Source organism: Peribacillus sp. NPDC055009, assembly GCF_053608705.1.
The window spans coordinates 275230-290901 of sequence record NZ_JBSGVZ010000004.1; the positions used below are offsets into that span (position 1 = coordinate 275230).

Genomic DNA, 15672 nt, shown 5'->3' on the forward strand with positions numbered 1-15672 from the left:
GGCGGCACTTTAAATCAGATTCATAGTATTTGACGAAACAAAGGATAAAAAAGATACATATTTTCTAGAAAAAATTTATATAGCCCAAGATAGCTACGTTTTTTTAACGAAAAAGTTCGCTGTATCTTTGTCTTTTATACCTAAGAGGGCATTCTATGAACCTAGATCACTTTACCAATGTAGTAAAATCGAAGCAAGATTGCAAGGATATTTGTCAGATTGTGTTAAGTTATAGTAGAATGAATTCGTTATTTAAATATTTGGACCATTCATAAAGGGAGTATGGGATGAGGAAAAGTAATAAGACTCTTTTACTTATGATGCTTATTATCGCTTTGATGTGGGGAATCGTTTACTGGCTGTTTATCGCTTAGCACATAGCACATCGATAAATCAAGTGCTGAAAGTGATGTTGAAACGAACGAGGTTTTTATGTATGATGTAAATGTTATATGTGAGGATTATTATTCAAAGCAAATTAATTGGAAACAGGAAGATAATAAAAACGTTATTTAGTAACGAGGGATATTATGTTGATTAAGTATAAGAAAAGTTATGAGAAGTTTGCCATGGGATTATTATCTTTCATGCCAAATGAAAAAGAGATAAAAACACTTCGGAATACGATGAAGAATTATGAAACGGATGAAAATCTACAGCTGTTCTTATGGAAAGATGAAGAGATTACGGGCTTGATTGGAATAGAAGTCTCTCCAAACCACATTGAGATACAACATATATCTGTAAATCCATCCTTCCGGAAGCAAGGTATAGGTAAAACGATGGTCAGGGCCATCAAGGAGCAATATCCTGACAAAGAATTAAAAGCAAATGAGTTTACCGAAAGCTTTCTTGACAGATGTGAAGAATTCTGAATATGAAAGTTGGAAAGGAGGACCACCTTTAAGGGCGGTCCTCCTTTCTTGTTTTTCGAAGGGATAGCTGCCGAGCCCTTTCAGAAATGACATCCGAACGGTCTCGCATTAGATGCTTATCGACTATGGAGGAATTAGCCATGTCGCTGTCTGCACCCCATATGTACCCTTCTTGCAAACACATGGTCTGGCAAATTTCGATCAAGCCTTGATCCGCAATAGGCAGATTAATGCTTTCATATGGCTTTTGAGATAACATTCGCTCATGTGTGTCCTCGAGCAATTTGTACAGTCGTTCTGGATCGAGTCCCAACTCCAGGAGCTCGGCCTTTTTATGGTGGAGATTTGATAGGGCTTTAGACAGGGTCCTTGCAGCCCCTTTTTTGTTTCCCCTACGATCATGATACAGGGCAACCGCAATTTGAATGAGCCCGACCAAATGAGAGTCACGCTCTTTTGGTGCGGTTTCTTTCCAATATTCTTCAAGAATTTCATGACATTCGAAGTAATCCCTAGTCCCATGGAAATGGACTAGGAAAGAAAGGTAGTCTTCCGCGTAATTCAATAGGAGCACCCCTTTTGTTTGATGGAATTATCTAAGGTAAGGCAAATAACATTTTCTTATAGCCTAACACCCACTATGTATACTCACCAAGTTTAGCATAGAATTTTTTCTTGGAAAATAAAGAAAGCCGATTGCAAGGCAATCAGCTTGATTCATCAGCCTTCATTTAACACCAAGAAGCACCGACGATAACTAATAAAATGAACAATACTACAATAAACGCGAATCCGCCGCCGTGTCCAAAACCACCTGCACCCATAATGAGTACCTCCTTTGTTCTGCTATTCTTACATTTCTAGGTTATGTTGGATTTCGGAATGTGATTGGGCATCAACCCATTTGTCGGAAATCCATTAAAGAACTTTTCTGAGGACAGTAAATTATTATTTGGATAAAGGGCGGCAATCCACTATACTTGATAAGTAAAAGAAATAGGCCTTTATCGGCCAATTAGATTTAAATGAGGTAATTTAATGGGTTATAATATTAAAATTGACGCTTTCGAAGGTCCGATGGATTTACTCCTGCATTTGATTAATCGCCTGGAAATAGACATCTATGATATTCCGATGGCTGACATAACAGATCAATACCTAGGGTACATCCATACGATGCAGCATCTGGAATTGGATGTGGCCAGCGAATATCTGGTGATGGCTGCAACACTGCTTGCCATCAAGAGTAAAATGTTGCTTCCAAAGCATGAAGATGAACAATTGATTGATGAAGATGGGGAAATATTTGAGGAAGATCCACGGGACGAGCTTGTGGAAAAACTATTAGAATATAAAAAGTATAAATATGCAGCCGAAGAATTTAAAGGGATGGAAGAAGAACGCAGCTTGCTGTTCACTAAACCCCCAAGTGATTTATCTGTTTATGTTAAAGAAGCGGAAAGTGATAAACAAGAGTTTAATATAAGTCTATATGATATGTTGGGTGCTCTGCAAAAACTGCTGCGAAGGCAAAAAATTCAAAAGCCGCTATACACGAAAGTAACGAAACAAGAGATATCGATCGAGAAACGAATGGATGAAATCATGATTGAGTTACAATCAATAAAAGGGAAGAAAAGTTTTTTTGAACTGTTTTCGCTCCCGGTTAAGGAGCATATCGTCATTACTTTCATGGCGGTGCTGGAACTGATGAAACTAAATGAAATCATCGTTGAACAGGAAGATAACTTTTCGGAAATCATGATTGCTGCTAAGGAAGGTGTAGAACCAGTTGGAAGTTATTAATTGGAAAGGGATTCTTGAGGCATTATTGTTTGCTGCCGGAGATGAAGGGCTCTCCGTCAAACAAATTGCCTCTGTCCTGGAAATTACGGAATATCAAGCAACGGACATCGTTGAAAGTTTGAAGGAAGAATATATATCTGATGTACGCGGGATTCAGGTGATCGAAATAGCGGGTGTTTATCAAATGACGACAAAGAAAGAGCACTCGGATTACTTGAAAAGACTAGTGGAAACATCAAGCACTCAAGGCTTGTCCCAGGCTGCCTTGGAAACACTCGCAATCATTGCCTATAAGCAGCCGATTACCAGAGCGGAAATTGATGAAATTCGGGGAGTGAAAACGGAACGCCCCATTCATACACTTGTCACTAAAGTCTTAATAAAAGAGGTCGGCCGTGCTGAAGGCTCCGGCCGGGCTTATTTATATGGGACAACAAAAGAGTTTTTGGATTACTTCGGCCTGAATTCCATAGATGAATTACCGCCACTAGCCGATAATTCGGATGATAGCTTTGAAAATGGTGAAGCCGATCTGTTTTTTGAAAAATTTCAGCAAACAATCGAATAACATTTTTCTTTAAATTGTGATAATATAGAAAAAAATGAATGCGGGGGGATTGCGGGTGCAAATTGTAGCATGCAATGGATTTGGGCTTGAAAAGTCAAAGTCAAATTCACCTGAGGATTTTTTTAATCGATCCGTTATACAATACATAAAGGATGGAGAAGAAAAGACGCTGAATGTACTGTATCTTCGCTATTTTGATGAGATGGTAACTCGTTGGACCCCATATCCCGCCAATCCCATATTCAAAAGCCCTAACAGGGATATTTATATGGCTGATATCATTGCCATGGTCTGTTTACTCAAGGACCCGAGCCTGGTTAACCGAAAACGTATATATATAAATGCAGAAAAAGAGCTGGCTGGTTATTTCGAAAATATAGATTTTGAAAAATTGGAGAAAGTGTTTATATCTATTGACCAAGCTAAACCATATGATATAGAATCACATGTTGACTATTATATTCAATCTTAATCATTTTGAGGAGGGTTCACGGTTGGGGAATACATTGGTAAAATCTCAGCTTGAGGATGTAAAAGGCTTTTTAGAAACGACAGTGGCTCAGCTAGAGGAATTTATAAATGAGACGACCTATTCTAAGCTGCAAGAAGAAAAAAGCGGGGATGAAACCTATTATAAAGGGATTCTTTCTAGTTTAAGAAGAATGCTTGTAAGTTGTGAAGAGGGCTTGGAGGCTTGCCAAATCGTTCTGAAAAATGATGTTTTCAATAAAGCTGCAGCTGAAAAGACGCTTTATAGAATTTATCATCAATGTATCGAAGAATACTTTTCCCCAAAATCAGATCGGTGGTTTGAGGACAGCAGATCTGCCTATACAGGGAAAAACTCGATTAAATTTCACCAAAGTGTACCTGACAGCATAATAACCATTCTGAAGGCAGTGGAAAGTGGATTCCAGACCATGCGTGAAGAATTGGAGTTTTATGAAACGGATTACCGGACGAAAATGTTACAGTCAAGATAATGAAACAGCTAGGCTTAATAGGCCTAGCTGTTTTTTTTATCTATAAATGGAATCTCCGCTTATTCGAAACATAAAATACTTTGATGATTTATGTGCATAAAGGCTAAGAGGAGGTTGCAAGATGTCTGATGTAAGAGATTATGCTAAAGAGGTAAGTGATTGGGTTGATGGAGTGATGGAATATCTTGAGAAGATCGATATCACCGATTCGCCATTGCTGTCAAATATTGAACGGCTTTCCGAGATGACAAAAGATATGGATGCAGAAGAAATGGATTATGAGGATATGGTCCTGATTGAAGAAGAGATGGCTCGGGTTTACGAGGAAATTGAAGAGCTCGCTAGGGAATTCAATATACAGGAAAGGCAATCGGTGCCGATTGGGAAGCATACGCTACCGCCGTTACCTTATTCCTATGATGCGTTGGAGCCGACGATTTCGAGGGAAATCATGTATCTGCACCATGATAAGCATCATCAAGCATATGTCGATGGTCTGAATAAAGCGGAATTGATGATGAAAAAAGCGAGGGAAACAAAAGATTTTTCCTTGTTGAAACATTGGGAAAAGGAAGCAGCCTTTCATGGGTCAGGCCATTATCTCCATACGCTGTTCTGGGAAGAGATGATCCCGGGAGGGGGCGGACAGCCAAGGGGGGATTTACTTAACCAGATTGAGAAGGATTTTGGAAGCTTTGCCGCTTTTAAAAGTCATTTTAGTGAAGCTGCCAAACAAGTGGAAGGTGTTGGCTGGGCGATTTTAGTCTGGGTTCCGCGTGCGCGGCGGCTAGAAATACTTCAATCGGAATTGCATATGGTTTTGACTCAGTGGGATACAATCCCGATCCTTGTTCTTGATGTATGGGAACATGCTTATTACCTGCAATATAAAAATAATCGGGCAGCCTATGTGGACAAATGGTGGGACATTGTAAACTGGCCGAAAACAGCCGTAAGGTTCACCGAAGCGAAAAAGCTTATTTGGAAAATGCAATAACAGATAAAATATAGTAAAGTTTTTGGAGAACCAAATACAAATACAGAGCCGTAAAGGTTCGTTCCGGACTGTAGACAAACTCGATGAAAACTCAGTTTGCCTGCAGTTTTTTATTTGAAAAGTTCCGCCGACTGTCTGCCAAGCAAAATCAAAGCAAGCGCCTTTGGTGTCTCTGCTAGCCAGTTTTTTGGCAGTAGTGTCGTAAATTTCTCAATTCAATGAAGATGACGGTAAAAACCATAAAGACCGGAGAGCTTTTTCCGACCCGCAGCACTGTCGTGGGACGTTAACGCAGTTTATCGACCTAAACTACACTTTATTCGACCTACCTCGCACTTTATTCGACCGTCGAGGCACTATATTCGACCGTTCACAAATTTTTTTCGACCTTCACCTTACTATTTGGAATCCGAACAACATTTTGCCACCAAACTGAAACGAGCCTAAAAGGTTCGTGTTTTTTTGCCTGAAATTTTGTATCAAGAATTTTTTAGGGAAATTATGGCAAGGATATAAAGGAGAACCTGCTAATTTAATTTTAAAGCGACTTATGATTCTCATTTGGATATTATAATTAGATTGAAAGGGAGATGATATCATCTCACGAAATAGTGAGTACATGTCTTATTTAAATCCTTGAAATAACATTGGAAATGTGTTATTACTGCATATCTGAAGTACTATGGGTTTTTAAAAATAATTAATTTATATCAATATAAAAACTGTGACCAATTTGTGAACTTAAAAATTATTAAGGTATATTTATTGACTAGTTTCTATTTAATAATTATTATAAATAGGAGCAGATAAAAAAATTAGCTATTGGAGGAATTTATTATGTCATTAATCAATAAACAAGTTGAAGATTTTAAAGTACAAGCTTACCATGCAGGAGAGTTCAAAGAAGTTACACTTGAAGATGTTAAAGGAAAATGGGCAGTATTCTTTTTCTACCCAGCTGACTTCTCTTTCGTATGTCCAACTGAATTAGCTGATCTTCAAGATAACTATGAAACATTCAAGGAAATCGGTTGTGAAGTTTACTCAGTTTCAACAGATACTCATTTCAGCCACAAAGGATGGGCTGATGCTACTGATACAATCGGTAAAATCCAATATCCAATGCTAGCTGACCCGGCAAACGTTTTATCCCGTCAATTCGGTGTATTGATTGAAGAAGATGGCTTGGCTCTACGTGGAACTTTCATCGTAAATCCAGAAGGACAAATTAAAGCATACGAAGTCAATGATTTAGGAATTGGCCGTAATGCAGAAGAACTTGTAAGAAAAGTTCAAGCTGCACAATTCGTAGCGGAACATGGAGATAAAGTTTGCCCTGCAAAATGGACTCCAGGTGAAGATACACTTGAACCAAGCCTAGACCTTGTAGGTAAACTTTAATTTTTAATGGGAGGGTCCGTTTCTAAAGGTAATGGACATACCCAGCATTGATTACGATTACTGGACAATTCGTCCGAAATGATCTAATGACAAAAGGCACTTACCTAAAATAAGTGCCTTTTGTTTTTCAAAATAATCATTTTAGCACGTTATAATCATTCAGCAAGGAGCACAAAAGATGAAAAAAATATATGATTTATTAATTATTGGTGGCGGTCCTGCAGGCCTCTCAGCAGGTGTTTATGCAGGAAGAGCCAAGCTAAAAACAATAATCCTAGAAAAAGGAACTGGCGGCGGACAAGCTGCAACTACGTCGGAAATAGCCAATTATCCTGGTATCCGTCATATATCGGGCCCTAGGTTAGTTGAAGAAATGAAGCTTCAAAATGAAGATTTTGGCGTTGAGTTCGCCAAAGCCGATGTAACGGGCGTGGATTTCTCCGGTGAGGTGAAAGTCGTAAAAACCCTTGGAGGGGACTACCATGCACGCGCCGTCATCATTGCAACGGGTGCTTCTCCAAGAACACTAGGATTTCCAGGTGAAGAGGAATTTACCGGCCGCGGTGTAGCTTATTGTTCAACATGTGATGGTGAATTCTTTGAAGGGTTGGAAGTTTTCGTTATCGGGGCAGGATATGCAGCTGCTGAAGAAGCTATTTTCCTGACACGCTTTGCAACAAAAGTTACAATCATCGCCCGGGAATCAAGCTTCTCGTGTGCCCCGTCCATTGTTGATAAAGTAATGGCAAATGATAAGATTGAAGTGAAATTCAATACGGAAATCCTTGGGGTATATGGAGACGGGATGATTCAAAGTGCCCGTTTCATCAATAATGCGACTAAAGAAGAGTTTGAATATAAGGCGAAGGAAGAAGACAGTACGTTTGGCGTATTCGTTTTCATAGGTTACGAGCCGAAAACAGAGATTTTCAATGGCCATATCGAAATGGATGATGCTGGTTACATTTTAACCGATGATGATATGAAGACTAGTGTGAAGGGTGTTTATGCAGCGGGCGACCTAAGACCCAAATCCTTGCGCCAGATTATCACGGCTGTATCTGATGGAGCGATTGCAGCAACGGATGCCGGTAAATATATTACAGAAGAAAAAGATCGCCTGGGAATCAAAGATGAACCTGAAGTTGAGAAACCGGCGAAAAAAGAACAGGCCGCTGTCCCAGCAGGCAAGAGCGCTTTATTGAGTGATGCGTTACGTGGCCAATTAAAGGGAATCTTCGGCAAGATGGAGAGCGACGTTACATTAGTGTCCATCGTCGATGAAAGTTTGCCAAAATCAGTCGAATTGCGAGACTTCTTGTTGGATGTTGCGGAATTAGGAGATAAGCTCCATCTTGAGTTATACAACAAAGGGGAAAATACGGAAATTGAAGAAAAAATCAATGCAGATAAGTTCCCTGTCGTTTCCCTCTTAAATTCGAATGGTGAATACAGTGGCGTCAAATACCACGGTGTACCAGGCGGCCATGAGTTGAATTCCTTCATTCTGGCTATCTATAACCTGGCCGGACCTGGTCAAGCATTGGATTCAGTCGTATTGAATTCAATCAAGGGTATCAGTAAAAAAGCGAACATTAAGGTTATGGTTTCATTGGCATGTCACTACTGTCCTGACGTTGTAGTGGGCGCTCAGCGCATAGCGATTGAAAACCCTAACGTTGAAGCTGAAATGGTCGATATAAGCAATTTCCAGGAAATCAAGAAGAAATATAAAGTCATGAGCGTGCCGGCCATGATCATCAATGATGAAGAAGTGGTATTCGGAGCTAAGAAAATTGATGAAATCGCTGCATTATTAGTATGATAGAACACTAAATCGATAGGGGTCCCCTATCGATTTTTTTTTATGGGAAATCACTGAGAAAATCAGTAGATGACATGAAGGATTACATTCTTTTATTCATAACCCTTGTCCCTTTGCATAAACTTGTACAAAAACAAGTAAAGAGACGAGGGGGCACTCATGCGTTTTCCATATAAAGGGTTATCAAGTTTGTGTATCGTCATTCTCCTGTTGTCTTTTATGGCTCCTGTACAAAGCGCCAAAGCAAATGTATCCGTAAGTGCCCATAGTGCGATATTAATGGATGAGGATAGCGGAAGGGTCATTTATGAAGTGAATGCCCATGAAAAGAACCGTATTGCAAGCATTACGAAAATAATGACGGCTATCTTGGCTATTGAATCGGGACAAATGGATGAAAAAGTGAAGGTAAGCAGCAATGCCTTCGGGACGGAGGGCTCTTCCCTTTATTTAAAAGAAGGAGAAAAAATTAAGCTCGAAGATTTGGTTTATGGCTTGATGCTTCGTTCAGGTAATGATGCAGCAGTCGCGATCAGCGAAAAGGTTGGCGGAAGCCTGGATGGATTCGTCTGGATGATGAATCAAAAAGCTGAAGAAATCGGAATGAAAAATACCCATTTTTCAAATCCACATGGTTTGGATAATACGAAGAACCATTATTCAACCGCATATGATATGGCCATACTCACTCGTTATGCCATGCAAAATAAAACGTATGTAAAGATTGCCGGCACAAAGGAACACAGGGCACCTAATTCCACAGAACAATGGGATTATGTATGGAAGAACAAAAACCGTTTGCTTACACAACTATATGAGTATTGCACAGGTGGGAAAACAGGTTATACCAAACTAGCAAAACGTACCTTGGTCACGACGGCAACAAAAAACGAACATGACCTGATTGCTGTGACATTGAATGGCCCGGATGATTGGAATGATCATATTCAAATGTACGAATCCGCCTTTAAGGATTATAAGCCGACAGAAATTTTACCCGAAGGCATGGTAAAAAATATGGAAAATGAAATATATAAAGGGCATGTCTACATTAAAAATGATTTTTCGTACCCACTGACAAAAGAAGAGAGAGAAATGGTCAATGTGAAAATGAAATTGCTGAAGCCCCAGAAGGCTTGGAAAGATAAAAGGAAAATCCCGGAAGTGGTTGGCAGAGCATCCATCTATCTCGATGGAAAGAAAATAGGCACTCGTTCGATTTTTTATGGGGAAGCAAAAGAAAGCTTCAAGCAACAATCATTCCAATCTTCATGGGCTGAGGTATTTGAAGCGGTATTGGGAATCGGACGAAATGGTTAATTACATTTGGTTCGGGATGTTTGTGATCGGTATTGTCTTTGGCATGGTTAATGGGACGATGGAACAGGTGAATGAAGCTCTTTTTGTCAGCGCAAAGGAAGCGGTCACCCTTTGTCTGGGATTGATGAGCATACTAGTTTTTTGGCTGGGCCTGATGAAAATAGCGGAGGAGTCGGGGCTGTTAGATAAACTATCCAACTTGTTCAAGCCATTCATGAGATGGCTGTTCCCAGAAGTTCCTCCTAATCATCCCGCTATGGGGTATATACTTTCCAATATGATGGCAAACACATTCGGATTGGGGAATGCAGCTACGCCTCTTGGTATAAAAGCCATGGAACAGCTAAAGAAACTAAATGGAGGAAAAGCAACGGTCAGCCGCTCGATGGTCACTTTTTTAGCAATCAATACCTCAAGCGTAACGTTGATTCCAACTACTGTCATAGCGATCCGCATGAATTACGATGCCCACTCCCCGACGGACATCGTTTTTCCGACCATAATAGCAACGGCCATTTCTGCCGTTGGAGGAATCGCGATAGATCGATATTTTTATTACAGGAGAAAGAGGAACGGGAGGGAATAGGATGTTGCACTGGATGACCACCATTTCGATTTGGATGATACCGATTTTGATACTCTGCATATTACTCTACGGCACATTGAAAAGAGTTCCCACCTATGAGACCTTCGTTGAGGGGGGGAAAGAAGGAATCAGCATGTCTTTTTCCCTCATCCCTTTCCTGGTAGGGATGCTTGTGGCGATTTCAGTATTTAGAGCATCAGGGGCGTTGGATTTCATTGTACAATCACTGCAGCCCTTGCTTTCCTTTCTTCATTTTCCGTCTGAGGTTTTACCCCTTGCGATTATTAGACCAATATCCGGAACCGCCGCTTTAGGAATCACCAGCGACCTGATATCGGTTTATGGACCGGATTCCTTTATTGGGCGCTTGGCTGCCACGATTCAGGGAAGTACAGATACCACCTTCTATGTATTGACCGTTTATTTTGGAGCCGTCGGAATCAAAAAAATGGGTGATGCCCTTAAGGTCGGCCTATTGGCAGACTTGATCGGAATCATAGCTGCCGTTATTGTCGTCACACTGGTTTTCGGTATGAATTAAAGGTAGGGAAATGGGCGATTCCATTTCTTTTTTTTTGTCTTTTTTCTTAAAATTAGTCCTCCATTAATAGGGTTCATTCAAAATTTCATCAAAAGAAACATTTTTTTGTATGGAAAAATAAGCTATGTTACACTCATTATGGAAACCAACCCATTTAACCGTCCCATTATTGGTGTAATAATAAAAGAAAAGCTCTTAATAGCGAAAAACCTTTTGTTTTTGCCTCTCAATATGTAATAATTGTATGATTGTGTATGTATAGACAATAACAAACGAATGATTATACTATGGGGTGAAGATAGATGGAACGATTACAAAAGGTGATAGCACATGCTGGACTGGCTTCCCGCCGTAAAGCAGAAGAGTTGATTTTAGAAGGTAAGGTAAAAGTGAACGGCAAAGTAGTGAAGGAATTAGGTGTGAAGGTAGGGCCTAATGATAAGGTCGAGGTTAATGAAGTCCCGCTTGAAAAAGAAGCCCCGGTTTATTTCCTATTCTATAAACCGCGCGGCGTCATTTCGGCAGTTTCTGATGATAAGAACAGAAAAGTCGTAACGGACTTTTTCCCTTACATCAATGAACGGATTTATCCAGTTGGCCGATTGGATTACGATACTTCGGGCTTATTGATTTTAACGAATGACGGAGAATTTGCAAACACGTTAATGCATCCGAAGCATGAAGTGGATAAAGTGTATGTGGCAAAAGTGAAAGGAATGCCTTTGCGTGAAAGCTTGAAAAAGCTGGATAAAGGTATCAAGTTGGAGGATGGCAAGACTGCTCCAGCCAAGACAAGGGTATTGTCTACCGACAAGAAAAAGGAAACGGCCATCGTTGAAATCACAATACATGAAGGCAGGAACAGGCAAGTCCGCCGGATGTTCGAAGCAATTGGCCATCCCGTCATTAAATTGAAGAGGGAACAATATGGTTTCTTGACATTGGACGGTTTAACAGCAGGAGATTCCCGGGAGCTGACTCCACATGAAGTTAAATTAATGCGGACATTAGCAACGACCGAACCTAAACAGCGGAGAATGTAGACAAGATTTTTTCCTGTATTGATAGGTTGAAACCACTACCCCATTCTTCTCCTGGAAGAATGGGTGGTGGAAAACAACCTGTAAATACCTTTTCCTTCATGAATCGGGAAAGAATGTCACAAAACCTTCAGAAATGTAAATAAAAAGGACATGGCGTTAAATGGTATAATGGTATGGTTAAATTTAGTGTGGCCTTAGGAGGATCTCTATGGATAAGAAGAAGCGACGCCTAATTAGCAGAACCATCATTCTCCTGCTTTTAGGTGCAGCTTTAGTGTTTGCCCTTTATACGAACTTCACTAAAGATAAGAATGAAAGCCTGAGAAAAGGATCCGATGCACCCAATTTCGTCTTGACTGATATGGAAGGCAAAGAGCATAAACTTTCCGATTACAAGGGAAAAGGCGTCTTCCTGAACTTTTGGGGTACATATTGCAAGCCGTGTGAATATGAAATGCCTTATATGGAAAATCAATATAAAAACTTTAAAGACCAGGGCGTTGAGATATTGGCGGTTAATGTCGGGGAATCTGACTATGCTGTCAATAATTTCATTACAAAGCATGATCTTACCTTTCCTGTCATGATCGATAAAGGTAGGGAAGTGGAAAATGCTTATCGCGTGGATATATTGCCTGTCACCTTTTTGGTTGATAAAGAGGGGAAAGTGATAGATATCATCACTGGAGCTTTGACAGAAGAGAGCATCCAAAAGCATATGGAGAGAATTAAACCATAATATTGGGGAGTTTTTGACATGAAAGAAGTAAAATGCGATTGTGGTCATGTAAATCCGTTTGGCACAAAGATTTGTGGGAAATGCGGTATGGTGCTTGATAACGAAAAAGAGAACAAGCTTATTGATATGAGATATGAAGGAAGTGCCAGGCGTTCACAAACATATAAAAAAACGATCATCGATAAAATATGGAACTTCTTTTCTTCCGTTAAGGTCGGGGTGACGCTCATTGTCATTGCCTTGATCGCTTCGGCTATCGGGACGATTCTACCCCAGGAAATGTACATTCCTTCAACAGCTACGCCTGCAGAGCATTATGAACTGGAATACGGCTGGTTCGGAATGGTGTATTATGAACTCGGGTTTCATAACTTGTATAGCTCATGGTGGTATTTGATTATCATAGGCATGCTGGGCATATCACTATTGATTGCCAGTATCGACCGGTTCTTTCCGTTATATCGATCGTTAAAAAAACAAGGGGTCACACGTCATGACGGGTTCATGAAACGTCAGCGGATTTATGGGGTGACAAAGCTTGAAGACCAAGATATAAACCTTGAAGGAGTAAAGGATAGACTAAAAAGGCAGCGTTATCATATACGAGAGGAAAACGGTCATATACTTGCCGAAAAGGGTCGTTTTTCACGTTGGGGACCCTATGTAAATCATATTGGACTTATCATTTTCTTAATTGGAGCATTATTGCGTTCCGTCCCTGGGATGTATATCGACAAAGTACTTTGGCTGCGTGAAGGCGAGAGAAAAGAAATCCCGGGTACAAATGGTGAATACTACCTCCAGAATAATGAATTTACCTTAGAGGTGTATGACAAAGAGAATGAAGAAGATGAGCAGTACAGTGCTGCAATTGATAAAACCGGTACGATCGCAAAAACCTATCAATCCGATGTTACGCTCTATGAGCGCAAGGGAGAAACCTTACCAGGGGAAAAAGTGGACCTTGATAAGCTTAAAGATTACAAAATCAAAGTCAATGAACCTCTGAAACATGATCATTATGCTCTCTACCAAGTAGACTATAAATTGGATGAGCTCAGTACGATGGCTTTTAATTTGATAAATAAAAAAACCGAAGAGAAATATGGCAGCTTAAAGGTTGATTTGAATAATCCTCAAAAGAAATACGAGTTGAAAGAAGGATATTCCGTTGACTTGATCAGTTACTTCCCAGATTTCGAGTTCGATGAAAAAGGCGAGCCTAGAACGATATCGAAGATTCCGAATAATCCAGCATTTATCTTTAAAATGCATACTCCGGATAAGCCAGAGGGTGAAGTCAGTTTCGTGGCGATTAAGGAGACTGTGGAGCCCTTAGGGGAAAACACTTATAAAATGGCTTTTAATGGTGTGGAAACCCAAGATGTCACGGCTTTGACCGTCAGGAAGGATTTAACGCTTTGGATCCTATTCACTGGTGGGATTATCTTCATGATCGGCGTTGTCCAAGGGTCTTATTGGAATCACCGGCGTATATGGATTAAAAGGAAAGATGATGAGATACTTTTGGCCGGCCATACAAACAAAAACTGGCATGGCATTAAAAGAGATATAAAACAAGCGATAGAATCAACATCACTTTCCGAACCAATGGATCAACTTGAAGAGGAGAAATCTTCTAGTAAGGGGGAAGTTTTAAATGGCTGAATTAAGCAGTAACCTTTTATATGCCGCTTTCATTTTATATCTGACCGCTACCTTTTTATTTGGGGGATCGATCAAGGATAAACGCGGGGCGGAGGAAAAGAAACAAAACAAATGGGCTAAGCTGGGCATTTTCATTACTATTATCGGATTTGCAGCGCAAATTGGGTATTTCATCACAAGATGGATTGCTGCAGGGCATGCCCCGGTAAGTAACCTGTTTGAATTTACGACCTTTTTCGGAATGATGCTGGTCGGTGCTTTCATATTAATTTATTTTCTTTATAAAACACCTGCCCTTGGGCTATTCGCTTTACCGATCGCATTATTGATAATCGCTTATGCAAGTATGTTCCCAACAGAAATTTCGCCACTCATTCCTGCTTTGCAGAGCGATTGGCTTCATATTCATGTAACGACTGCTGCGGCAGGACAGTCAATCCTTGCCATAAGTTTCGTTACTGCCATCATTTATTTAATCAAATTCGTCGATCAGACACAATCAAGCAAAAGAACGTTCTGGCTTGAAGCCATCATGTTTACATTAGTCTGCACCCTCGGTTTCGTCATCATCACTTCTTCTTTTGCTGCCATGGGTTATAAGGCAAATTTTGATTGGGTCGATAAAAATGGTGTAGAGGTCAAACAGGAATTCAACCTGCCGGCATTGGTAGGTCCCAATGAAGGGAAACTTATCGAGACGGATCGGTTTGAACCTCTGGTGGACATGCCTGCACTGATCAATGCCAAGAAACTGAATACTGTAATTTGGTCAATCGGTGCGGGACTCGTCCTGTACGGTTTAATAAGGTTGATCGCTCGCAAAAGAGTGGCGGCATTGATTAAACCGATCGTTAAAAATGTGAATTTGAATTTATTGGACGAGATTAGTTATCGTTCGGTCCTTATCGGTTTTCCGATCTTTACACTCGGTGCCCTCATTTTTGCAATGATCTGGGCTCAAGTGGCCTGGACACGATTCTGGGGCTGGGATCCGAAAGAAGTCTGGGCACTGGTTACTTGGTTGTTTTATGCGGCTTTCTTGCATCTCCGCATGTCAAAGGGGTGGCAAGGGGAAAAATCAGCTTGGCTTGCCGTAATCGGTTTTGCCATCATAATGTTTAACTTGATATTCGTAAATCTTGTTATTGCTGGTTTGCATTCATATGCTTGATTCTGTATTGTAATATTTAGATGAAGGGGGTCTTTTGATAGAAACGTCGAGGAGTAGGCTTATCGATTTTTCTGGAAAATGCCCCCTTTTTTGTCGCTCCCTTTAAAAAACAATATTTCGTTGAAATAGCATTTAAGAATTCTAAGTGG

17 protein-coding genes are annotated in these 15672 nt (G+C 40.3%); 15 read left to right on the forward strand and 2 right to left on the reverse strand.

Going from position 1 to position 15672, the window contains the following annotated elements; all coding sequences use genetic code 11:
* The first annotated feature begins 530 nt into the window (after positions 1 to 530).
* Positions 531 to 875, forward strand: coding sequence for a GNAT family N-acetyltransferase (locus ACWF5P_RS09640; protein ID WP_101222466.1), 345 nt, complete (start codon positions 531 to 533; stop codon positions 873 to 875).
* A 28-nt stretch (positions 876 to 903) separates the two neighbouring features.
* Here the strand turns inward: ACWF5P_RS09640 and ACWF5P_RS09645 are convergent, their stop codons facing one another.
* Together ACWF5P_RS09645 and ACWF5P_RS09650 are read right to left on the reverse strand one after the other, a co-directional pair.
* The gene (locus ACWF5P_RS09645; protein ID WP_434167354.1) at positions 904 to 1440 is read right to left on the reverse strand and encodes a DUF309 domain-containing protein; all 537 of its coding nucleotides are present in this window, start codon (positions 1438 to 1440) and stop codon (positions 904 to 906) included.
* Between the two features lie 166 nt (positions 1441 to 1606).
* A complete protein-coding gene (locus ACWF5P_RS09650; RefSeq protein ID WP_081108854.1) occupies positions 1607 to 1699 on the reverse strand; it encodes a YjcZ family sporulation protein in 93 nt (30 codons plus the stop codon).
* 214 nt (positions 1700 to 1913) lie between these two features.
* On the opposite strand from ACWF5P_RS09650, the gene ACWF5P_RS09655 reads away from it, so the two are divergent.
* The 14 genes from ACWF5P_RS09655 (at position 1914) to ccsB (ending at position 15523) form a co-directional block, all read left to right on the forward strand.
* Complete coding sequence (locus ACWF5P_RS09655) at positions 1914 to 2681, forward strand: segregation/condensation protein A (RefSeq protein ID WP_434167353.1); 768 nt, start codon at positions 1914 to 1916, stop codon at positions 2679 to 2681.
* Positions 2668 to 3249, forward strand: a complete 582-nt coding sequence (gene scpB, locus ACWF5P_RS09660) for an SMC-Scp complex subunit ScpB (RefSeq protein WP_076365560.1) — start codon at positions 2668 to 2670, stop codon at positions 3247 to 3249. Before ACWF5P_RS09655 ends, scpB begins: the two co-directional genes overlap by 14 nt.
* Positions 3250 to 3304: 55 nt before the next feature.
* Positions 3305 to 3721: a hypothetical protein gene (locus tag ACWF5P_RS09665; RefSeq protein WP_402897485.1), complete on the forward strand. Its 417-nt coding sequence runs from the start codon at positions 3305 to 3307 to the stop codon at positions 3719 to 3721.
* A gap of 22 nt (positions 3722 to 3743) precedes the next feature.
* Positions 3744 to 4232 carry a YpuI family protein gene (locus ACWF5P_RS09670; RefSeq protein ID WP_101222461.1) on the forward strand — a complete coding sequence of 163 codons (489 nt, stop codon included), beginning with the start codon at positions 3744 to 3746 and terminating at the stop codon, positions 4230 to 4232.
* A 121-nt stretch (positions 4233 to 4353) separates the two neighbouring features.
* Positions 4354 to 5229: a Fe-Mn family superoxide dismutase gene (locus ACWF5P_RS09675; RefSeq protein WP_434167352.1), complete on the forward strand. Its 876-nt coding sequence runs from the start codon at positions 4354 to 4356 to the stop codon at positions 5227 to 5229.
* An 837-nt stretch (positions 5230 to 6066) separates the two neighbouring features.
* On the forward strand, positions 6067 to 6630 hold the full coding sequence (gene ahpC, locus ACWF5P_RS09680; RefSeq protein ID WP_034308115.1) for an alkyl hydroperoxide reductase subunit C: 564 nt from the start codon (positions 6067 to 6069) through the stop codon (positions 6628 to 6630).
* A 178-nt stretch (positions 6631 to 6808) separates the two neighbouring features.
* On the forward strand, positions 6809 to 8455 hold the full coding sequence (locus ACWF5P_RS09685) for an FAD-dependent oxidoreductase (protein WP_434167351.1): 1647 nt from the start codon (positions 6809 to 6811) through the stop codon (positions 8453 to 8455).
* A 159-nt stretch (positions 8456 to 8614) separates the two neighbouring features.
* Complete coding sequence (locus ACWF5P_RS09690; RefSeq protein ID WP_434167350.1) at positions 8615 to 9775, forward strand: serine hydrolase; 1161 nt, start codon at positions 8615 to 8617, stop codon at positions 9773 to 9775.
* Positions 9768 to 10361, forward strand: a complete 594-nt coding sequence (locus ACWF5P_RS09695) for a nucleoside recognition domain-containing protein (protein ID WP_101222457.1) — start codon at positions 9768 to 9770, stop codon at positions 10359 to 10361. The genes ACWF5P_RS09690 and ACWF5P_RS09695 overlap by 8 nt, the downstream gene beginning before the upstream one ends.
* Positions 10362 to 10374: 13 nt before the next feature.
* Positions 10375 to 10902 (forward strand): spore maturation protein, encoded by a 528-nt coding sequence (locus ACWF5P_RS09700; RefSeq protein WP_397315852.1) that lies wholly within the window; start codon positions 10375 to 10377, stop codon positions 10900 to 10902.
* Positions 10903 to 11204: 302 nt separating this feature from the next.
* Entirely contained in the window at positions 11205 to 11945 is a 741-nt protein-coding gene (rluB, locus tag ACWF5P_RS09705) for a 23S rRNA pseudouridine(2605) synthase RluB (protein ID WP_034308106.1), read from the forward strand.
* A gap of 208 nt (positions 11946 to 12153) precedes the next feature.
* Positions 12154 to 12684: a thiol-disulfide oxidoreductase ResA gene (resA, locus tag ACWF5P_RS09710; RefSeq protein WP_144478468.1), complete on the forward strand. Its 531-nt coding sequence runs from the start codon at positions 12154 to 12156 to the stop codon at positions 12682 to 12684.
* A gap of 18 nt (positions 12685 to 12702) precedes the next feature.
* Positions 12703 to 14352 carry a cytochrome c biogenesis protein ResB gene (resB, locus tag ACWF5P_RS09715; protein WP_101222454.1) on the forward strand — a complete coding sequence of 550 codons (1650 nt, stop codon included), beginning with the start codon at positions 12703 to 12705 and terminating at the stop codon, positions 14350 to 14352.
* Positions 14345 to 15523: a c-type cytochrome biogenesis protein CcsB gene (gene ccsB / locus ACWF5P_RS09720; protein ID WP_434167349.1), complete on the forward strand. Its 1179-nt coding sequence runs from the start codon at positions 14345 to 14347 to the stop codon at positions 15521 to 15523. Before resB ends, ccsB begins: the two co-directional genes overlap by 8 nt.
* The last annotated feature ends 149 nt before the right edge of the window (positions 15524 to 15672 follow it).